This is a genomic window from Rhizobium sp. 01T417 (assembly GCF_056398905.1).
This window is the reverse complement of record NZ_JBFTQH010000018.1, coordinates 73,765-91,847: the sequence shown is the minus strand read 5'-3', so window position 1 is coordinate 91,847 and position 18,083 is coordinate 73,765. Positions and strand designations below refer to the sequence as shown.

General features: G+C 61.5%; 20 protein-coding genes. 7 read left to right on the top strand and 13 right to left on the bottom strand.

The genetic code is table 11. From position 1 onward, the window contains the following. Window positions 1–4: 4 nt before the first annotated feature. Both AC1DPR_RS18655 and gloB read right to left on the bottom strand, forming a co-directional pair. Window positions 5–427 (bottom strand): cupin domain-containing protein, encoded by a 423-nt coding sequence (locus tag AC1DPR_RS18655; protein ID WP_113470280.1) that lies wholly within the window; start codon window positions 425–427, stop codon window positions 5–7. After that, window positions 427–1,197, bottom strand: a complete 771-nt coding sequence (gene gloB / locus AC1DPR_RS18650) for a hydroxyacylglutathione hydrolase (RefSeq protein ID WP_018857773.1) — start codon at window positions 1,195–1,197, stop codon at window positions 427–429. Before gloB ends, AC1DPR_RS18655 begins: the two co-directional genes overlap by 1 nt. Before the next feature lie 54 nt (window positions 1,198–1,251). On the opposite strand from gloB, the gene AC1DPR_RS18645 reads away from it, so the two are divergent. From AC1DPR_RS18645 to AC1DPR_RS18635, 3 genes are all read left to right on the top strand, one after another. Beyond that, the gene (locus AC1DPR_RS18645) at window positions 1,252–2,028 is read left to right on the top strand and encodes a class I SAM-dependent methyltransferase (RefSeq protein WP_477816860.1); all 777 of its coding nucleotides are present in this window, start codon (window positions 1,252–1,254) and stop codon (window positions 2,026–2,028) included. A 96-nt stretch (window positions 2,029–2,124) separates the two neighbouring features. Beyond that, complete coding sequence (gene hisC, locus AC1DPR_RS18640) at window positions 2,125–3,234, top strand: histidinol-phosphate transaminase (protein WP_477816859.1); 1,110 nt, start codon at window positions 2,125–2,127, stop codon at window positions 3,232–3,234. Further along, complete coding sequence (locus AC1DPR_RS18635) at window positions 3,231–4,160, top strand: prephenate/arogenate dehydrogenase family protein (protein WP_113161172.1); 930 nt, start codon at window positions 3,231–3,233, stop codon at window positions 4,158–4,160. Before hisC ends, AC1DPR_RS18635 begins: the two co-directional genes overlap by 4 nt. A gap of 10 nt (window positions 4,161–4,170) precedes the next feature. On the opposite strand, the gene AC1DPR_RS18630 is transcribed toward AC1DPR_RS18635, so the two are convergent. Further along, complete coding sequence (locus AC1DPR_RS18630; RefSeq protein WP_477816858.1) at window positions 4,171–5,166, bottom strand: DUF2125 domain-containing protein; 996 nt, start codon at window positions 5,164–5,166, stop codon at window positions 4,171–4,173. Between the two features lie 51 nt (window positions 5,167–5,217). On the opposite strand from AC1DPR_RS18630, the gene AC1DPR_RS18625 reads away from it, so the two are divergent. Next, complete coding sequence (locus AC1DPR_RS18625) at window positions 5,218–5,751, top strand: gamma-glutamylcyclotransferase (protein ID WP_018857778.1); 534 nt, start codon at window positions 5,218–5,220, stop codon at window positions 5,749–5,751. Between the two features lie 2 nt (window positions 5,752–5,753). Here AC1DPR_RS18625 and AC1DPR_RS18620 read toward each other — a convergent pair whose 3' ends face one another. From AC1DPR_RS18620 to ftsE, 4 genes are all read right to left on the bottom strand, one after another. After that, on the bottom strand, window positions 5,754–6,551 hold the full coding sequence (locus AC1DPR_RS18620; protein WP_477816857.1) for a lysophospholipid acyltransferase family protein: 798 nt from the start codon (window positions 6,549–6,551) through the stop codon (window positions 5,754–5,756). Between the two features lie 84 nt (window positions 6,552–6,635). Then, the gene (locus AC1DPR_RS18615) at window positions 6,636–7,343 is read right to left on the bottom strand and encodes a YdcF family protein (RefSeq protein ID WP_477816856.1); all 708 of its coding nucleotides are present in this window, start codon (window positions 7,341–7,343) and stop codon (window positions 6,636–6,638) included. A 69-nt stretch (window positions 7,344–7,412) separates the two neighbouring features. After that, the gene (locus AC1DPR_RS18610; protein WP_477816873.1) at window positions 7,413–8,360 is read right to left on the bottom strand and encodes a cell division protein FtsX; all 948 of its coding nucleotides are present in this window, start codon (window positions 8,358–8,360) and stop codon (window positions 7,413–7,415) included. Window positions 8,361–8,415: 55 nt separating this feature from the next. Next, window positions 8,416–9,075, bottom strand: a complete 660-nt coding sequence (gene ftsE, locus AC1DPR_RS18605; RefSeq protein ID WP_007528031.1) for a cell division ATP-binding protein FtsE — start codon at window positions 9,073–9,075, stop codon at window positions 8,416–8,418. Between the two features lie 148 nt (window positions 9,076–9,223). Here ftsE and AC1DPR_RS18600 point away from each other — a divergent pair, with 148 nt between their 5' ends. The 3 genes from AC1DPR_RS18600 (at window position 9,224) to AC1DPR_RS18590 (ending at window position 11,047) form a co-directional block, all read left to right on the top strand. Next, entirely contained in the window at window positions 9,224–9,931 is a 708-nt protein-coding gene (locus AC1DPR_RS18600) for a hypothetical protein (RefSeq protein WP_477816855.1), read from the top strand. A gap of 75 nt (window positions 9,932–10,006) precedes the next feature. Further along, on the top strand, window positions 10,007–10,549 hold the full coding sequence (hpt, locus tag AC1DPR_RS18595; RefSeq protein ID WP_018857784.1) for a hypoxanthine phosphoribosyltransferase: 543 nt from the start codon (window positions 10,007–10,009) through the stop codon (window positions 10,547–10,549). A gap of 138 nt (window positions 10,550–10,687) precedes the next feature. After that, a complete protein-coding gene (locus AC1DPR_RS18590; protein ID WP_007789408.1) occupies window positions 10,688–11,047 on the top strand; it encodes a response regulator in 360 nt (119 codons plus the stop codon). A gap of 27 nt (window positions 11,048–11,074) precedes the next feature. On the opposite strand, the gene AC1DPR_RS18585 is transcribed toward AC1DPR_RS18590, so the two are convergent. The 6 genes from AC1DPR_RS18585 to argH form a co-directional block, all read right to left on the bottom strand. Further along, window positions 11,075–11,524 carry a hypothetical protein gene (locus AC1DPR_RS18585; protein ID WP_477816854.1) on the bottom strand — a complete coding sequence of 150 codons (450 nt, stop codon included), beginning with the start codon at window positions 11,522–11,524 and terminating at the stop codon, window positions 11,075–11,077. A 169-nt stretch (window positions 11,525–11,693) separates the two neighbouring features. Next, on the bottom strand, window positions 11,694–12,026 hold the full coding sequence (locus AC1DPR_RS18580) for a hypothetical protein (protein WP_477816853.1): 333 nt from the start codon (window positions 12,024–12,026) through the stop codon (window positions 11,694–11,696). A gap of 118 nt (window positions 12,027–12,144) precedes the next feature. Next, window positions 12,145–14,787 carry a TIGR02302 family protein gene (locus AC1DPR_RS18575; RefSeq protein ID WP_477816872.1) on the bottom strand — a complete coding sequence of 881 codons (2,643 nt, stop codon included), beginning with the start codon at window positions 14,785–14,787 and terminating at the stop codon, window positions 12,145–12,147. A 226-nt stretch (window positions 14,788–15,013) separates the two neighbouring features. Beyond that, window positions 15,014–16,282 (bottom strand): diaminopimelate decarboxylase, encoded by a 1,269-nt coding sequence (gene lysA, locus AC1DPR_RS18570; protein WP_477816852.1) that lies wholly within the window; start codon window positions 16,280–16,282, stop codon window positions 15,014–15,016. A 114-nt stretch (window positions 16,283–16,396) separates the two neighbouring features. Beyond that, window positions 16,397–16,591, bottom strand: a complete 195-nt coding sequence (gene lptM / locus AC1DPR_RS18565) for an LPS translocon maturation chaperone LptM (protein ID WP_018857791.1) — start codon at window positions 16,589–16,591, stop codon at window positions 16,397–16,399. A gap of 79 nt (window positions 16,592–16,670) precedes the next feature. Continuing rightward, the gene (gene argH / locus AC1DPR_RS18560; RefSeq protein ID WP_477816851.1) at window positions 16,671–18,071 is read right to left on the bottom strand and encodes an argininosuccinate lyase; all 1,401 of its coding nucleotides are present in this window, start codon (window positions 18,069–18,071) and stop codon (window positions 16,671–16,673) included. Between the last annotated feature and the right edge of the window lie 12 nt (window positions 18,072–18,083).

Genomic DNA, 18,083 nt, shown 5'->3' with positions numbered 1-18,083 from the left:
GGCTCTAATCCGCCGGCTTCCAGTCCGGCGGTGCCATTTCGAAGGATGCGAATTCGAAGCCGGGCGCAACCGTGCATCCGACTAGCGTGTAATCGCCCGTTGTTTCGGCTGACTGCCACCAGTTGGCGGGAATGATCGCCTGCGGACGCTCGCCCTTGGGGATGTCAGTCCCAAGGATCAGCGTCTCGCTGCTGGTGCCATCCTCAGAGCAGTGAAGCGCAAGCGGAGCACCGGCATAGTGGTGCCAGACTTCCGCCGCATCACGGACGCGGTGCCAGTGAGAACGCTGCCCCGCCGTCAGGAGATAGTAGATCGCCGTCGAGTGGCCGCGCGATCCCCCCTTGAGGTCTCGGAACGTCTGCACGTACCAACCGCCTTCGGGATGCGGCTGCATTCCAAGCTCGCGGATAATATCGTCCGGCGACATCAGAAATTGTCCTTGCGCCGGCGGATCTCCGCGAAGACTTCCTCGTTGCTCTTGTTCTCCATCAGCAGGTTGCGACGGATGGCCGGATCGGCGGCGCGCAGGAACGGGTTGGTCTCTTTTTCAAGCGCCAGCGTGGTCGGGATGGTGAACTTGTTCTCGGCCCGCAGAGCTTCGATTTCGGCCGCACGGACTACCAGTCGTTGGTTGTCCGGATCGATGGTGACCGCAAAACGTGCGTTCGACAGTGTATATTCGTGGCCGAAGTAGATCGCGGTTTCGTCAGGCAGCACGGCAAGCTTCTGAAGCGAGTGCCACATATCGGCAGCCGGGCGCTCAAAAAGACGCCCGCAGCCGAGCGCAAATAGCGTATCGGCGGCAAAAAGCAGCTTGTCGTCGACGAAGTGGTAGCAGATATGCCCGGCCGTATGTCCGGGAGTCTCGATGACCTGTACCGTGTGATCGCCGAACAGGAATGTATCGCCATCGGCCATGGTCTTGTCGAGGCCGGGGATTGCCACCGCCTCGTTGATCGGGCCGATGATCTCGCAGCCATATTGTTCCTTGAGCGCGAGATTGCCTTCGACGTGGTCCGTATGGTGATGGGTTGTGAAGATATGCGAGATCGTCCAGCCGCGGCGGGACGCAGCCTTCTCCACTGCGCCTGCATCCGGAGCGTCGATCGATGCCGTCAGGCCGGTTTCAGGATCGTGCACCAACACACCGAAATTGTCGGAACGGCAGAGAAAAACGTCTAAATCCAAAGGTTTCATAGTTTCAGGCAGCCTCTTTATCGCGGGTATATCGGGAATGTAGAGGGTCGCGCCTTGAAGTCCAACCGTGCACTGATAACATTTGCCTTGATGCACGCTGATATTGTCGACCTACGCCAGTTCTATCATTCCGACCTCGGGCGCATTGCCGAGCACTCGATCGCTATGGCCCTCTCGTCGCTTTGGGTGCGGCTACCGCAGGAGCGTCTCGTTGGCCTCGGCTACGTGGTTCCCTTCCTCGATCGCTTTCAACCCGACACGGAGCGAACCTTTGCCTTCATGCCGGCCGGGCAGGGGGCGGTGAACTGGCCGGTAGGCGCTCTTTCCTCGACCGCCCTGATCTTCGACGAGGAATTGCCACTGCCGGATTCCTCGATTGACCGGGTGCTGATGGTCCATTCCCTGGAATTCGCCGAAAGCCCGCGGGAAACCCTGAAGGAGCTGTGGCGCGTATTGGCGCCAGGCGGACGGCTGGTCATCGTCGTCCCGAACCGCCGCGGTGTTTGGGCGCGCATGGAACACACGCCGTTCGGCTCTGGACGCCCCTATTCGCGAGGGCAGCTGACGAGCCTTCTGCGCGAGACCAATTTCACGCCCGGCGCGACGGCGGAAGCATTGTTCTTTCCACCCTCGAAGCTGCGCACGATGATGAGCCTGCGCAGTGTCTTCGACCGCGTGGGACGCGCCTTATGGCCGGCATTCTCGGGCGTTATTATCGTCGAGGCGCAGAAGCGGCTCTATCAGGGCCTGCCGGTTGCCGTCCGCGCCTCGCGGCGCGTCTTCGTACCGGTTCTGGCGCCGCACGGCGTTCCAACGACGCGCAGTCGTTAGAGCCTAAAGCCGTGGCACTCGACAAGGGCGCCGTTCCGTTCTATTGCCACGGGGCAATTTCAGCCGAATTTTCCCGGTATTTCCAAGGTCGATCCCATGAGCGAAGAGAAGAGCAAGCCCGTTCCGCGTCCCGGTATTCTGGATATCGCAGCCTATGTGCCGGGCAAGGAACATGCGCCGGGCGTTGCCCGCGTCTACAAGCTCTCTTCCAATGAAACACCCCTTGGCGCGAGCCCGAAGGCGATCGAAGCTTTCCGCAATGCTGCCGGCAGTCTCGAGCGCTATCCTGATGGCCAGTCGACGGAACTTCGTGAGGCGATCGCGGCTGTGCATGGTCTGAACCCCGCCAACATCATGTGCGGCAATGGCTCGGACGAGTTGCTCGGCCTGCTTTGCCATGTCTATCTCGGGCCTGGCGACGAAGGCATCATCACCGAGCACGGCTTTCTCGTTTACAAGATCCAGATCATGGGCGCGGGTGCGACATCTGTCGTCGTCAAGGAGAAGGATCAGACGGTCGACGTCGATGCCATTCTGGCGGCCGTTACGCCGAAGACCAAGATCGTCTTCATCGCCAATCCCGGCAATCCGACGGGTACCTATGTTGCGGTCAGCGAAATCCGCCGTCTTCAGGCATCCCTGCCGAAGCAGGTCGTTCTGGTGCTCGATGCCGCCTACGCGGAATATGTCCGCCGCAACGACTACGAGGCCGGCATCGAGATCGTTTCGTCGAATGCCAACGTCGTCATGACCCGTACCTTCTCCAAGGTCTATGGCCTGGCCGCGCTTCGCGTTGGCTGGATGTATGCGCCGGCAGACATCATCGACGCGGTCAATCGCGTCCGCGGCCCGTTCAACATGAACGCGCCGGCCATTGCAGCGGGTGCCGCGGCCATTCGCGACCAGGCATTCACGCAGGAGGCCGCCTCCTTCAACCAGATGTGGATCGAGAAGCTGACGGGTGCGCTCGAGGCTCTCGGCCTCAAGGTGACACCGTCGGTCGCCAACTTCGTGCTCATCCACTTCCCGGATGTTGATGGCAAGCGCGCGCCGGAAGCCGATGAGTTCCTGACCAGCCGCGGCTACATCCTGCGCGCCGTGAAGGGCTACGGCTTCCCGAACGCGCTGCGCATGAGCATCGGTCCGGAAGAGGCGAACCGTGGCGTCATCGAAGCGCTCGGCGAGTTCATGGGACGCAAGTCATGACGGTGCAGTTCGATCGCATTGCCCTGATCGGGATCGGCCTGATCGGCTCTTCGCTGGCCTATGATATCAGGCGGCTCGGTCTCTCAGGTGAGATCGTCATCTCGACGCGCAGCGCCGAAACGCTGAAGCGAGCGGAGGAGTTGAGCCTGGGCGATCGCTATACGACCTCGTCGGCAGAGGCCGTCAAGGATGCGGACCTGGTGATCGTGTCGGTTCCCGTCGGCGCGTCGGAGAGCGTGGCGAAAGAAATCGCCGGCAGCCTGAAGCCCGGTGCCATCGTCACCGATGTCGGTTCGACCAAGGCATCCGTCATTGCCCAAATGCAGCCGCATATGCCGCCGCACGTGCATTTCATTCCCGGCCATCCTCTTGCCGGCACGGAGAAGTCCGGCCCAGACGCCGGATTTCCCGGGCTCTTCGAAGGGCGTTGGTGCATCTTCACCCCGATCGCCGGAACCGACCAAGCGGCATTGAAAAAGTTGCGGCAGTTCTGGGAAACGCTCGGCTCCAAGGTCGACGAGATGGATCCCGAGCACCACGACAAGGTGCTCGCCATCGTCTCGCACCTGCCCCACATCATCGCCTACAACATTGTCGGCACGGCGGATGATCTCGAGGCGGTGACGGAATCGGAAGTGATCAAGTATTCCGCGTCCGGCTTCCGCGACTTCACGCGTCTGGCGGCTTCCGATCCGACGATGTGGCGCGACGTATGCCTGCACAACAAGGATGCGATCCTCGAAATGCTGGCGCGCTTCTCCGAGGACCTCGCTTATCTGCAGCGGGCCATTCGCTGGGGCGAGGGCGACAAGATCTTCGATCTGTTCACCCGCACGCGTGCCATCCGCCGTTCGATCATCCAGGCCGGCCAGGACGTCGATGCGCCGGACTTCGGCCGTCCGCATCCGCTCGAAAAGAAAGCCTGAAGGCTCTATTTCAGATCGGCGGGATCGATCCCAACGGAATGAAACCGCCGACCGTGGCATTGCCACGTGCTACAACGAGATCGACGGAAACCTTGTCGCCGCCGCCCGCCAAAGCTTTCAGCAGCTTGGCGGCGGTGTCGACCGTCTTGGCGATTTCAGGGAAGGTCTGCTTGACGCTGTCGCGCCAGGGGCCGAGCTGTTCGATCTCCAGCTTGAATTTGCCCGACAGATAGCCCTCCTCGTCGAAGGAGAAGGGGCCGCTCAGGGTCATGACCTTGCCGTCGCCGATGTCGGCCACGACCTTGCGCAGCTCGCCGCTGGCGCCGTAGAGGCCCTTTTGGTCGCTGCCGTCGATCATGCCGGCCTTGCCGGCCAGGGTCACGTCGGCGCTCGCCGAGAGCTTCGGGAATGCCGGCCAGTCCTTGATGGCGGTATTGGAATCCGTCAGCGAGATCGCGCCATCCAGGTCGCCGTTGTTCTGGCGAAGGTGGATCTCCGTGTGAGCAGCGTCGAAATTGATCGTCTGGCCGGTCTGGGAAACCGCCGTCCCCTTGAGCCCGTCGATGACGGTGGAGGAGCGGTCGATGCCCTTTAGCTTGGTGATCAGGCTGGATTGCAGGTTCGCCCATTCGGCATTGAGCGTCAGGCCGTGGGCGGTGCGGATCTCGGCGGGCGAGTCGAGCTCCCAAACGATATGCCCCGGAGCATAGACCTGGGCTGCGGAGCGCAGCTCGCCAAAACTCGCCGACACGCCGTTGACGTTGTCATCGACATCGACCTTCGAGCAGAACAGGCCGATCCGGAACGGATAGCCGCGGAAGTCGATATCGGCGCATTCGGCGCTGACGCCTGCGGTGTTGCCGGGCGCGATCGCCTTCAGCACCGTCGTTTTCAGCTGCGAGGCGGCATAGAACCAGCCACTCGTATAAAGCGCGATCACCAGGAGGATGATGCAGCCGAGCCACCAGAATTTTCTGCCGCTGCGGGATGGGCTTGACGCTGCCATGATGTTCTCCAAAGGTGACGCGCGAGAGGGAATGTGGGTCTGGCGTGCGATATGGACGAATTTTGGGTGTTTGGCTACGGATCACTGATGTGGAATCCGGGCTTCGAATTTTTGGAGCGTTCTCAGGCGCTTGTCTATGGCTATAGACGGTCGCTCTGCGTGCATTCCTGGGTGCATCGCGGCACGCAGCAGAAACCGGGCCTCGTGCTCGGCCTTGATCGTGGTGGTTCCTGCCGTGGAATGGCCTTTCGGATCGCGCCGGATCAGTGGGGCGAGACAATCGACTATCTGAGGGAGCGCGAGCTCGTAACCAACGTCTATCTTGAGCGTTGCCTGCCCCTCCAGTTGGCGGACGGCCGGAGCAGCAAGGCGGTCGCCTACGTCGTCGATCGAGCGCATACGCAATATGCCGGTGGGCTCGACGCGATCGCGGCGGCGCACGTTGTCCACGGTGCGGAGGGCCGATCAGGGCCGAACGACGCCTATGTCTTCAATACGCTGGCACACCTGCGGGAAATGGGCATTCGCGACCACTGGCTGGAGCAGGTGGTCGGCGAAGTGGAACGACTAAGAAACGCGGCCTGAGTTCAGGTCGTCGTTGCCATCGCTTTCTGCAATTCCGCGAGCCGACGAGCGGCGGTCGGCGGGAGCGGCAGGTTCGGGTTGCGCTTGACCGTGTCGACCAGCAGTTCATCGCTCGCCTTCTCGGTCACCTCGATCAGATGCGCGAAAAAGGCATCGGGGTCCATGCCGGGTTGGATTGGCGGCAGGATCCGCACCTTGAAGTGACCGGGGTAGCGCAACGTGCTGCGGCGCGGCCAGAACAGGCCGGGGTGCATGGCGACCGGCACGACCGGTAGCTGCAGGTCGCGGTACATGCGGGCGATGCCGTATTTGTAGAGCGGTTCGGCACCGGGCGGGCGGCGCGTGCCTTCGGGGTAAATGATCAGCTGGCGGCCGGTTGCCAGCTCTTCCTTGGTTCGCCTCAACGCCTCGACCATCACCTTGCCGCGGGCGCCGCGATTGACCGGGATCATCCGCTGCTTCTTGGCATACCAACCGAAGAGCGGGATCCACATCAGCTCTCGCTTCAGAATGTAGACCGGATCCTTGAGCCACGGCAGCAGGGCATAGGTATCCCAGAACGACTGATGCTTCGGCGCCAGGATATAGCCGCCATCGGGCAGATTCTCCATGCCCTCGATCTCGAAGGTCGTGCCGACGATCTTCTCCATCAGCCAGTGGCTCGACAGTGCCCAGTTCTTCGGTATGCGGTAGGCGTCCTTGCGTGGCGCGACGAAATAATAGGGGGAGAGCACGATCATGCGAACGATGAGGTTGGCGTAGAAGATCGTGTTGAAGAGAACGGAACGCAGGGCGATCATAAATTTTCCCGAGGCCAATGTCCGCAAGAGGCGGTTGCGCCCTCCTACACGATATTGGCGTTCAGAAAAAGGTTTCCCTCGGCATTAGCCGGAGACGCCTGCCGAGCGGAGCCCAGGGTGCCGGCCAAGTCCCGTCAGATTGCGCGCGCCGGCGAAGAGCACTTTCGCATATTCGGCGAGCATGACCCGGACGGCGTTGGGATCGGTGAACCAGTCGCTGGTCTTCAGGTCCGTATTCACAACGGGGTAGGGAATGAACTGCGTTTCGGCGTCGACATAAGCGAGTTCCGCCAGGCTGCGCGGCATGTGGTAGTTGTTGGTGACGACGAGGACGCTCTTGTAGCCGCGCTGGTGGATCCAGTTCGATGCTTCCTGGGCATTGCCGATCGTGTCGAGTGCGTCGTAGCCGACGTCGACGCAGCATGTGAAAAGTTCCGGCGAGGCCTGGGTCATCCTGCGGATCTGCTTCGGCGTGGTTGTCGGATGCACGCCCGAAATCAGCAGGCGTTTTCCGGCGCCTTTCTGCAGCAGTTCGACGGCCTGGTCGATTCGCTGGTAGCCACCCGTCAGAACGACGATTGCGTCTGCCCGTGGGTCAAGCGGAGGTTTCAGGGTCGTGACGGAATCGGCAAAGCGCAGGAACCCACCAAAAATCAGGGCGATGGCAAGGATGGAGGCCATGCCGCCCCAGCGCAGCATGCGTCGCACGGGGCCGCGAATAGGTCGCCCGTCGGAGCGAAGAAGCTCCGCTCCAGGGCGAATCGGGGTGCGCGGAATGTGTCCTATGCTCATGAATCGGAAAAATATATGCAGATTGCGGCGGCGAACAGACGCTTTCATGGCAAAAAAGGCATGACAAGCTTAATTCACGAGCCCATCCGCCCGTGTCGGGTCGGAACGCAACGTATCGATCTCGTAAATCGTCCGCATCACCGTCAGCCGTGCCGTGAAGGTCGTCAGCAGGGCGATGATGATCATGGTCGCAAAGATGCCGAGATAGCCAAGAGCGCCGACCGAGAACGTGCCAAAGAGCGCGGTGGCCTGGTCCGTCTGCGGCGTCGCCAAGGTCCGGCTCTGCAAGAAGCCGGCGGTGAGGAAGAACAGCGCTGCAAGGGCGCTCCCAACCGCCGATCCCTTCAGGCTGATCTTCAGGAAGTGCTTCTGAAACTCGTTGGCGACGAAGGAGCTTTCGGCGCCAACGAAATGCAGCACCTCGACGATATGGCGGTTGCCAGAGAGAGCTCCTCGGGTTGCGAAAACGACTGTCAGTACCATGGCCGAGAAGACAAGCAGCAGGATGCCGGTGCCGATCATGACCGTCGTGTGGGCCATCGACACCAGACGGTCGACCCAGGTGCGGTGATCGTCGAGCGAAGCCTGCGGAATGCTCCCCTTGAGCAGGGAGCGCATTGCCTCGAAATCGGGCGGGTTGCTTTCGTCGATGGTGATAATGACAAGCCGCGGGACCGGAAGTTCCTTGATGTCGAGCCCTGTGCCGAGCCAGGGTTCGAGTAGGCGGGCGGTTGCCGCTTCGTCGACGATCTGACCATCCTTGGTGCCGACGAATGTCAGAGCGAGATCGCGCGCCTGCGCCAGCGTCTTTTCCATGTCCAAGCCCTCATCGGGCCTGATCTGGATGGTGATCTCGCGGGAAATCTGGCTCTCCCAGCTCGCCGCTGTGGAACGCACCATGCTGACGCCGCCGAGCGTCAGGCAGGCGAGAAAGGCCATGATGGCGATCACCACCATTAGCGCATTGCCCTGAATGTTGGCAGACGGCAGGATCGGCGCCGTCGGCCGCACCTTCATCTCCGGCCGCTTCTGACCTTTCGGGGCGGCCTCCGCCGGCGGTTTGGGCGCTGCTTTAGTCATGGATATCGAGGTGCCCTTCCGAGAGAATCATACGGCGGGCTTCAACCTGGTCCATCAGGGCCAGATCGTGGGTGGCGATCACAACGGCCGTTCCGAGACGGTTAAGCTCAAGGAAGAGATTGAGCAGACGGCGGGCCATCGGCGGGTCGACGTTGGCGGTCGGCTCGTCGGCAAGCAGGATCTCGGGACGGTCGATCAAGGCCCGCGCGATCGCGGCGCGCTGCTTTTCGCCGCCCGATAGCACCGGCGGCAGAACGTTGATGCGCTCGCCGAGACCGACCCACTTCAGAAGTTCCAGCACGTCGGTCTTGTAGGAACTCTCGTCCTTGCCACGAACGCGCAGCGGGAGGGCCACGTTCTCATAGGTCGTCAAGTGGTCGAGGAGCCGGAATTCCTGGAAGATGATGCCGACGCGGCGCCGCAGCAGCGGCAGCTCGGGCCGCGGGATATCGGAAATGTCGCGTCCGAACATGCGGATCAGCCCGCGGGTTGGCTGCAGCGATAGAAACAGCAGCCTGAGCAAGGTGGTCTTGCCGGCGCCCGAGGGGCCGGTCAGGAACTGAAACGATTTCTTCGGAATGTCGAACGTCAGGTCCCGGAGAATTTCCGGGCCCATCCCATAGCGCAAACCGACATTTTCGAAGTGGATCAACGATAGATCAGTCTTTTGTTTGTTCACCGCACGACTTGTTAACCAACAGCATTAACAACCAGTAAATTTATCGGAAAGACGCCGCTTTGATGGCGATCTTTGCGAAGCATTAACCATTAAAATTTACGACTGAGGAGGATTCGTTTCAATGCCGGATTTCCGTCCGGCTCGAAACCATGTGGACACCGGAAAGGCCGTCATCATGACCTCCTCCTCGTTCAGACGCCAGGCGCCCGGCCGCAGCTATGATTTTCTGCCGCCCGAGCCGATCAAGCGCGAGGCCCGCCGAGCCCGCCCAGCCGATGTGGCCGATGCCGAATTCGTAGTGATCAACAACCGCTCCCAGGCCTTTGATGCCCGGAGCTTCACTGGCAATCGCCGACGTCCCCCGGCGCCTTCGATGCTCCGGCCGACGTTCCCGCGAGCTTCGATGGAATCATTCGTCCGAGCGGGCGAAGCCTGGCTGCAGCAGGCATCGGTCAAGACTTTCGCCGCCCTGGTGGGCGCGCTTTCGGTGCTGGTGTTTGGTATCGTCGGTGGCTTCTCCGGCCTCTGTGAAAGCGACGCTGCACCGGCAGAGGCACCGCTGCATTTCTCGCATGTCACGATCACGCCCCGCGAGGCAAACGGGATGCAGGTGTTGCTGATCAACGGCATCATCGACAACCAGAGCGGCACGACGCAGATCGTTCGCCCCATCCGCGCCAACTTTTTTGCCGGCGAGCAGTTGACCGCAAGCATCGTCATCAACCCGCCGGTGGATGTCATCTACGCAGGGCAAAGCCGCGGATTTTCTACGAGAGTCCAATACACCGGTGGAAAAATGCCGGAAGTCCGGCTTTCGTTCATGCCCTGAAGGGCTCTAAAGGGGTGTTTCATCGCGCCGTTTGTGGTAACGGCTTGTGCTTCTATTCATGGAGCAAGCCTGCTTATGCCCGTCGTGCGCGGAAAAAACATCGAGCCACTCTTCACAGCCGAGCAGATTGCCGAACGCAATCATGCCATGGCGAAGCAGATTGCATCGGGACCGACGAAGGACCTGCTGGTTATTGCGGTGCTGAAAGGCTCGTTCATCTTTGCCGCGGACCTCATCCGCGCGCTGCATGACAGCGGCCTCGCGCCAGAGGTCGAGTTCATCACTCTCTCGAGCTACGGCACCGGCACGGTCTCGCAAGGCGTGCGGATCGTCAAGGATATCGACAGCGACGTGAAGGATCGCGACGTTCTTCTGATCGACGATATTCTGGAATCCGGCCGTACGCTGCTGTTTGCCAAGGAACTGCTCTACGAGCGCGGCGCCCGCAACGTCACCATCGCCGTGCTCCTCGACAAGAGCGTCAAGCGCAAGGAAAAGCTCGAGGCCGACTATGTCGGTTTCGAATGCCCTGACTATTTCGTCGTCGGCTACGGCATGGATGTCGCCTACGCCTTCCGCGAACTCCCATTTGTCGGCGTCGTCACCGGCGACGCCTAGGGATCACGACCTGACCCTGAATGCGCCACGATGAGACGGGTTGTTAACCATCCCGTCCATCCCTTCCTGCCGTTTACCGATCGCAAAGGAAACTCGTGTGATTTCCGTTGCGGGGCATGAAACGGAGTGATGCACACCATGGCAAAAATTCTGATTACGGAAGACGAGGACTCCCTACGCTCTTTCGTAGCCCGCGCTTTGCGTCTTGACGGTCATGAGACCGAAGAAGCCGCTGACGGTGCGGAGGGACTGGAAAAACTCAGAGACGGCGTCTACGACCTGCTGCTCTCGGATATCCGCATGCCTGTGATGGACGGCATCGAACTGGCGCATCAGGCAAAATCCGCCTTCCCGGCACTGAAGATCCTGTTGATGACTGGCTACGCGGAACAGCGCGAACGCGCGGACGACTTGGCGGAGAAGATCGTCGATGTCGTCTCGAAGCCCTTTGCCTTGCCCGATATCCGCAAGGCTGTCGCGCGTGCGTTGGCCGCCTGAGGCGGCTAACGGCATGATCTCGACTATTCAGCCCTCATCGGGGATGAATTTGCCTTCATAGCGGACGCGAAAATTGCGTCGCTGGAAGTCCTGCTGGAAACATACAAAGATCAGTTCGATATCGGCCAGGCTGTCGCGCTTGTGGAGCAGGCTGAGCGTCACGACGATGACGCCGGCATAGCCGCGCGTCAGCCTAAACGCCGCGTTGCGGATGGCGTTGGCTTCGGCCTCCTGCCGGTCGTCGCGCCGCTCGTAGATCACCCAGAAGCGGCAGATATCCCAGGTCGAACGGAGAATTTCCGTGATTTCCGCCTGGAACTGCTCGGCATGCATGCCGGGTGACCAAGGGAGAGTCTTCTCGCCTTCGTCAGCCACGACGTTTAGGTAGCCATCGTATTCGCCGGTACGGGAGAGCGCATTCTCGATCAACTCGAATGCCGCGTTTTCACCGATTACGGTCTTGAAAAGAATTGCCATCGAATCGCTATAGTTATTCAGCTGCAGCGTGACAAGACGAAGCTTTCGCCAGGCGGGACTCGCCTCGGTGGCGGAACTTGAAGTTTGTCATCCAGTCACGCACAGATCATGCCTTCGCCGCGCCACGTGGAGACGATGGCCTCGTTGGCAAGATCCAACCCGTAGCTTCTCAATAGTCGGGGCAGGCGGGATTTATGGTCGTTCCGCTGTTTCCGCCCTGCGTCTGCAGCGTGCCGGGAATCGGCCTCGGCGGACAGTTGACGGGTTGCCGTGCCCTGGAGCGGCTGGACGAAATGCTCCCCGTTGTCTCCATGCTGTAGGGAGCCGGTCGGTAGCTGTTCGATCCGCCCCAGCTTCGGCTCGATTCGTAGCCGTCGGCAGCAAGGGTCCTGCCACCGCTGTTGGTCGTTGCGAAACCACCAATATCCATTGCGCTTGCCGTGCTTGCAGCCATGCCGATTCCAAGAGCGACAGCTGCGATCAGCTTCCATTCCGTTTTCATGGAAATACCCTCAACTCATGCCCAAACGACGCGCGATCTGCGTCAAAATAGACATAGGGAGTGCTGGCGTGGAGCTGGCGAATCTCACGCTATTGTGACCTGAATTGGCACAGCCGAGCTATTGAATGTCCAGAAGCCGTTCCAGGTAGCGCCGTTCGATTTCCTGCGGCGGGTTGTTGCCGAGCTTCTCGCGAATGGCATCCAGGATTTCGCGGGCGCGCTGCACGTCGATCTCGTCCGGGACCTTCACCTGATCGCCGAAATCGGGGCCTTCGGCGCGGCGCGGACGTCCAAGCGGGTCGCGGCCGTTCTGATTGCCTTGCCCGACCTGGCCCTGCTGGCCTTGTCCCTGTTGGCCCTGCATGGCCTGCATCATCTGGTTCATCATGTCGCGCGCGCCCTGACGGAGCGCCTCGAGGGCGCGTCCCTGGCCCTGGATGGCCGGTTCGCCGTGACCCTGACCGAGTTCGCGTCCGGCGCCTTCCATTTCGCGCTGGGCCTGGCCGAAGCCCGGACCGGGCTTGATGCCCATGTCGCCGAGACCCTTCTGCAGCTCGCCAAGCTGGTTGCCAAGTTCGTCCTGGCGCGAACGCAGCTGCTTCAAGGCTTCGCGCAGCTGCTCAGCCGTCATCTGGTCGGAAGGCGACTGACCCTGCTGGTTCTGGCTCTGCTGTTGGTTCTGGTTCGGGTCCTGACTCTGGTCTTGCTGTCCCTGTTGTTGATCCTGCTGCATGCCGTCATTGTCCATCGGCATCTCGTCCAGCAGCGGATCGTTCATCCCCATGTTCGGATCGCCGCGCTGCATGCGATCCTTCAACTGCTGGTCCAGCTTGAAGGTCTCTTCCATCAGCTTCTGCTGGTCACGCAGGATCTGGCCAAGCTTGTCCATCTGCTGGCGCATCTGGCTGTTGTCCTGACCCTGCTGCCCCTGCTGTGGCCTGCCGGCCTGCAGGTTGTTCATCATTCGCTGCAGCTCGGAGAGCATCTGCTGGGCAGCGTCGCGGTTGCCGGAGCGCGCCAGATTCTCGATCTGGTCCATCATCCGCTCCAGATCCTGCTGGCGAAGGATGTTCTGAGCATTCTGGTTCGGCTGCATCGGCGCATTCTGCATGCGCTGCGCAAGCTCCTTCATGTAGTCCTGCATCGCCTTGCGCAGCTCGTCCATGAGCTTCTTGATCTCGGCATCAGGGGCGTTGCGCTGGAGAGCGTCGGCCAGGTTCTGCTGGGCGTTGCGCAGATTGCGTTCTGCCTGCGACAGATCGCCATCCTCCATGCCTACAGCGATATCCCAGAGGTGGTCGGCGGTATCCTTCAGCGCCTCCTCGCCCTTGGCGAGCTTCATCCGCGTCAGAGCGGATTGCAGCAGCAGGTAGTTGGTCAGCTTCGGGATCGTCTCTTCCGGGCGCAGCGTCAGCGCCTCGTTCAGCGTGATCGCTTCCAGCATCTTGCGCGTGTCGAGCGAAAAGACCTGCCGCTCTTCGGCGACGGCGGCGGCCAGCGGCTCGTGGAACGGGCGGGCCGGCATCGTCATCTCGTAGGGCGAGCTGCGACCCGTCTGGCCGGCGGCGTCCTTGGCAATAAGGGTGATGCGGACCCGCTTGCCCGACAGCGGATGCTCGGTCAGGTTCTTGCTGGTCAATCCCTTGGAGTCACGCGAATTGCGGCGGGGGATCTCCAGGCGGAAGTCCGGCAGCGGATAAAGCGGCGTTGCGGCCGGGTCGGAGTCGACAGGAACGATCTCCGCGCGCGCTTCCTGCACGCCGTAATCGTCCTTGACCGTGAAGCCGATTTCGAGAGCGCCGTTGACGGTCGGCTTCGGTATTCCATTGAAGGCGATCTCGGGCGCCTTGTCAGGAATAACGTCGAAGCTCCACGCGCGACCGTTGACCTCGAGCCTGCCGTTTTCCTCGAGCTTCATCAGATGCGTCGTGGCGGACAGCGCGGGATTGATGGGAGCCGTGCCGTCGGTCTGCTGAGTGGCCACTGGCGTAACAGGGGGCTTGGCGGCTTCCTGAGGCGTGATGTCCTCGGCCTCGCCATTCTCGTGCCGGAAGACAACCTTCTCCGCCGTCTTTCCGCCGCTGACGCGGACCGTCAGGCTCGAGAGTTCGGGGACGCGGATCGCCGTCTGCTCGGTACCGTTTGCCGTCAGATAGATCGGCGCGCGACCGGTGTAGGAGGGGGGCGTGACCCAGGCGTCGATACGCACGGCAGGATCAACTGCCTGCGGCGCGGGCCGCGGCTGCAGCGCATCCGAGATCGAACCGCCGCTCGTCGATAGCGAATAGGCGAAAGCCATTACCACAAGCAATGCCGGGATGGCACGCAAGGCCAGCCGGTCATGGGAGGCGATGTCGGGGCGTGGGAAGCCGGTATCGAGCGCCGCGATCTTCTCCGCCATCCGCGTCTGATGTTCGCGCCAAAGGGCGCGGGCGAAAGGCGTGTCGGTGGCGGGTTCGTCTTCCTGAACGGCAACAGGCTGATGCTGCAGGCCGTTGCGCTGCTCGAGCAACCGATCGGCAGCAGCCACATCGGGCCAATGAAGCCGGCGCAGCGGAAGGAGGGTGACGAGGGTGGCAACCGCAAAAATGATCAGTAGCGCCATGCGAATCCATTCGGGCGCGTAGCGGAAGACACCGAACCAAGACGCTGTGAGGTAGAGCGCCACAACCGACAGAATCGGCAGCAGGAGAGGTAGGATCTGTTCGAACAGCAGGACCAGGCGCGCCAGAAAGCGCTTGGCCGCGACCAGGCGCGCCAAGGAAGGCCTCAGGGCAAATGCTCCGGTTTTCTCCTTGCTGGAGCTCTTGTTCAATCCGTTCTCCGCGCGCTGGCGTTCAAAGCAGGAGGGCGTTTCCGGCGATTGCCGGGGCAATTCGCTCTCGATCAAGGATAGCATTCTTTGTGGCGAAGGCGAGGGCAAGCCCCAGCCAATGCCGGTTTTTCACGGTTCTTCGCCAAAAAGTGATGCCCCCGCCAGGCGGTGATCAGTCCAGCCAGGCCGGGATGGAATCGAGGGCGATGAGCTCTTCGTAGGTGCCGCGCGGGCGAATCACGTGGAAATCGTTGCCCTTGACGATCACTTCAGGAACCAGAAGGCGGCTGTTATAGGTGCCGGCCTGAACCGCGCCATAGGCGCCGGCGGTGCTGATGGCGAAGAGATCGCCGGACTTCGGCATCGCCATTTCGCGGTCGAGCGCCAGATAGTCGCCGGTTTCGCATACGGGGCCGACGATATCCGCCTTGATGCGCGGCGCGTTCGCTGCCGAGATCACTACGGGGCGGATCTCGTGATGGGCCTCATAGAGAGTCGGACGGATGAGGTCGTTCATCGCGCCATCGACGATCACGAAGGTTTTCTCGCCGCCGTCCTTCACGTAGATCACTTCGGTGACCAGGATGCCGGCATTGCCGACGATCAGGCGGCCGGGCTCAGTGACGATCTTGCAGTTGAGGTCGCGCAGAGTGTTCGTGACGATCGCAGCATAGGCTTCCGGCGATGGGGGCGGGTTGTTGTCGTCCCGGTAGGGGATGCCAAGGCCGCCGCCCACATCGACGTGATGGATATCGTGGCCCTCTGCGCGTAGCGTGCCGACCAGTTCGCGCAGCAGCTTGAAGGCGTCTTCGAATGGCTGCAGGTCGGTGATCTGGCTGCCGATATGCATGTCGATGCCGGTCACTTCGATGCCGGGCAGGCTTGCTGCGCGGGCATAGACGGCGCGGGCGCGCTCCCAGGAAATGCCGAACTTGTTTTCCTTCTTGCCAGTCGAGATCTTCGCATGCGTCCTGGCGTCGACATCGGGATTGATGCGGAAGGAGACAGGGGCCTTCTTGCCTGCCCTGACGGCGCGCTGGTTGAGGATCTCGAGTTCCGGCTCGGACTCGACGTTGAAGCAATAGATGCCGGCCTCGAGGGCCAGGTCCATCTCCCGCGCTGTCTTGCCGACGCCGGAGAACATGATGCGCGATGCCGGGATGCCGGCGGCCAGTGCGCGACGCAGCTCTCCCTCGGATACGACGTCGATGCCGGCGCCGAGATTGCCCAGCGTCTTTAGCACTGCCTGATTGGAATTCGCCTTCATGGCGTAGCAGACCATCGCGTCGACATCGCGGAAGGCTTCCGAGAAGACGCGGTAGTGGCGCTCGAGAGTGGCCGTGGAATAGACATAAAAAGGCGTGCCGACGGCCTTGGCGATCTCGGGAACGGGAACGTTTTCGGCGTAGAGAACGCCGTCGCGGTAGTCGAAATGGTTCACGTCAGTGGCCTCTCAAAGCATGTCTCCCGACGTGGGAACCGGTTTCGGGATCAGGACATGCATAAATACAAAGGCTAAAGCGCTGCTGGCGAATCCGAAAGATCGCCGCGTGCCTTAGAGAAGCGGATCGAGGATGAAGGGCCTGTCGACCCTGCCCGGCTGCGGCGTCGGCTTGGACGAGTCACCGGTCTTCGTTGCGTTCGCGCTCGGCGGGTCGAGATCGCCCTTTCGCCCGCACCCGGCGACGGCAAGGCCGATCACGGCGAAAACAACCGTCAGGCGGACGATCTGCGGCAAGCTCTTCTGCATGGAGTTCCTCTTGGGAAGCGGCACTGGTGGACACCTTCATAGCGAAGTTTATCCAGCTTGTGCACCCTGATTGTTGAGGTCAGTTGCGGGCTCGCCAATAGGCGATCTGCTTGCGCACTTCCGACGGCGCCGTGCCGCCGAAGCTCTTGCGGCTTGCAACCGATGCCTCGACCGTCAGCACGTCGTAAACCTTGTCGGTGATACCGGCATTGATCGCCTGCAGATCGGCAAGCGACAGCTCGGCCAAGTCGCAGCCCTTGCTCTCGGCCAGCGCCACCGCACGGCCGGTCACGTGATGCGCGTCACGGAACGGCAGGCCGGCTTCGCGCACCAGCCAGTCGGCAAGGTCGGTCGCGGTCGAATACCCGGAACCGGCAGCGGCCTTCATGCGCGCGCTGTTGACGGCCATGTCGCGAACCATGCCGGTCATGGCTGATACTGCCAGCTCCAGGCTTTCGGCAGCGTCGAAGACCTGTTCCTTGTCTTCCTGCATGTCCTTTGAATAGGCGAGGGGCAGGCCCTTCATGATTGTCAGAAGTGCGATCAGCGAACCGTTGATGCGGCCGGTCTTGGCGCGCACCAGCTCAGCGGCGTCAGGGTTCTTCTTCTGCGGCATGATCGACGAACCGGTGGAGAAGGCATCCGACAGGCGCACGAAGCCGAATTGCGGCGTCGACCAGATGACGATTTCTTCCGCCAGACGCGACAGGTGCATGCCTGCGATGGCGGCGATCGACAGGAACTCGATGGCGAAGTCGCGGTCCGAAACCGTGTCAATCGAGTTGCGTGTCGGCTCGCGGAAGCCGAGCGCCTTTGCCGTCATGTGGCGGTCGATCGGATAGCCGGTGCCGGCAAGCGCTGCCGCGCCGATCGGGCTCTCGTCCAGATGCTCAATTGCATGGCGCACGCGCGAGCGGTCGCGGCCGAACATTTCGACATAGGCCATGCAATGGTGGCCAAAGGTGACGGGTTGGGCGGTCTGCAGATGCGTGAAGCCCGGCATGACGGTCTCGGCGTGCTCTTCGGCGCGGTCGAGGAAGGCGGCGATCAGGTTGGTCAGTAGCTGCTCGGTCTTCTGCAGCTCTTCCTTGACCCAGAGGCGGAAATCGAGCGCGACCTGGTCGTTGCGGGAGCGGGCTGTGTGCAGGCGACCGGCGGCCGGGCCTATCAGCGTGGCGAGGCGTGCCTCGACGTTCATATGAATGTCTTCGAGCTTGCGGGAGAATTCGAAACTGCCGCTCTCGATCTCTGACAGGATCGTGTTTAGCCCTTCGACGATCTTGTCTTTATCGTCTGCCGAAATGATGCCCTGGTGGGCAAGCATGGTGGCATGGGCGATAGAACCGCGGATGTCCTGGGCAAACAGCTTCTTGTCGAAACCGATCGAGGCATTTATGTCCTCCATGATCGCATCGGGACCGGAGGCGAAACGGCCGCCCCACATCTGGTTGGAAGATTTGGTATCCGTGCTGTCGGCCATGACGATGCCTGC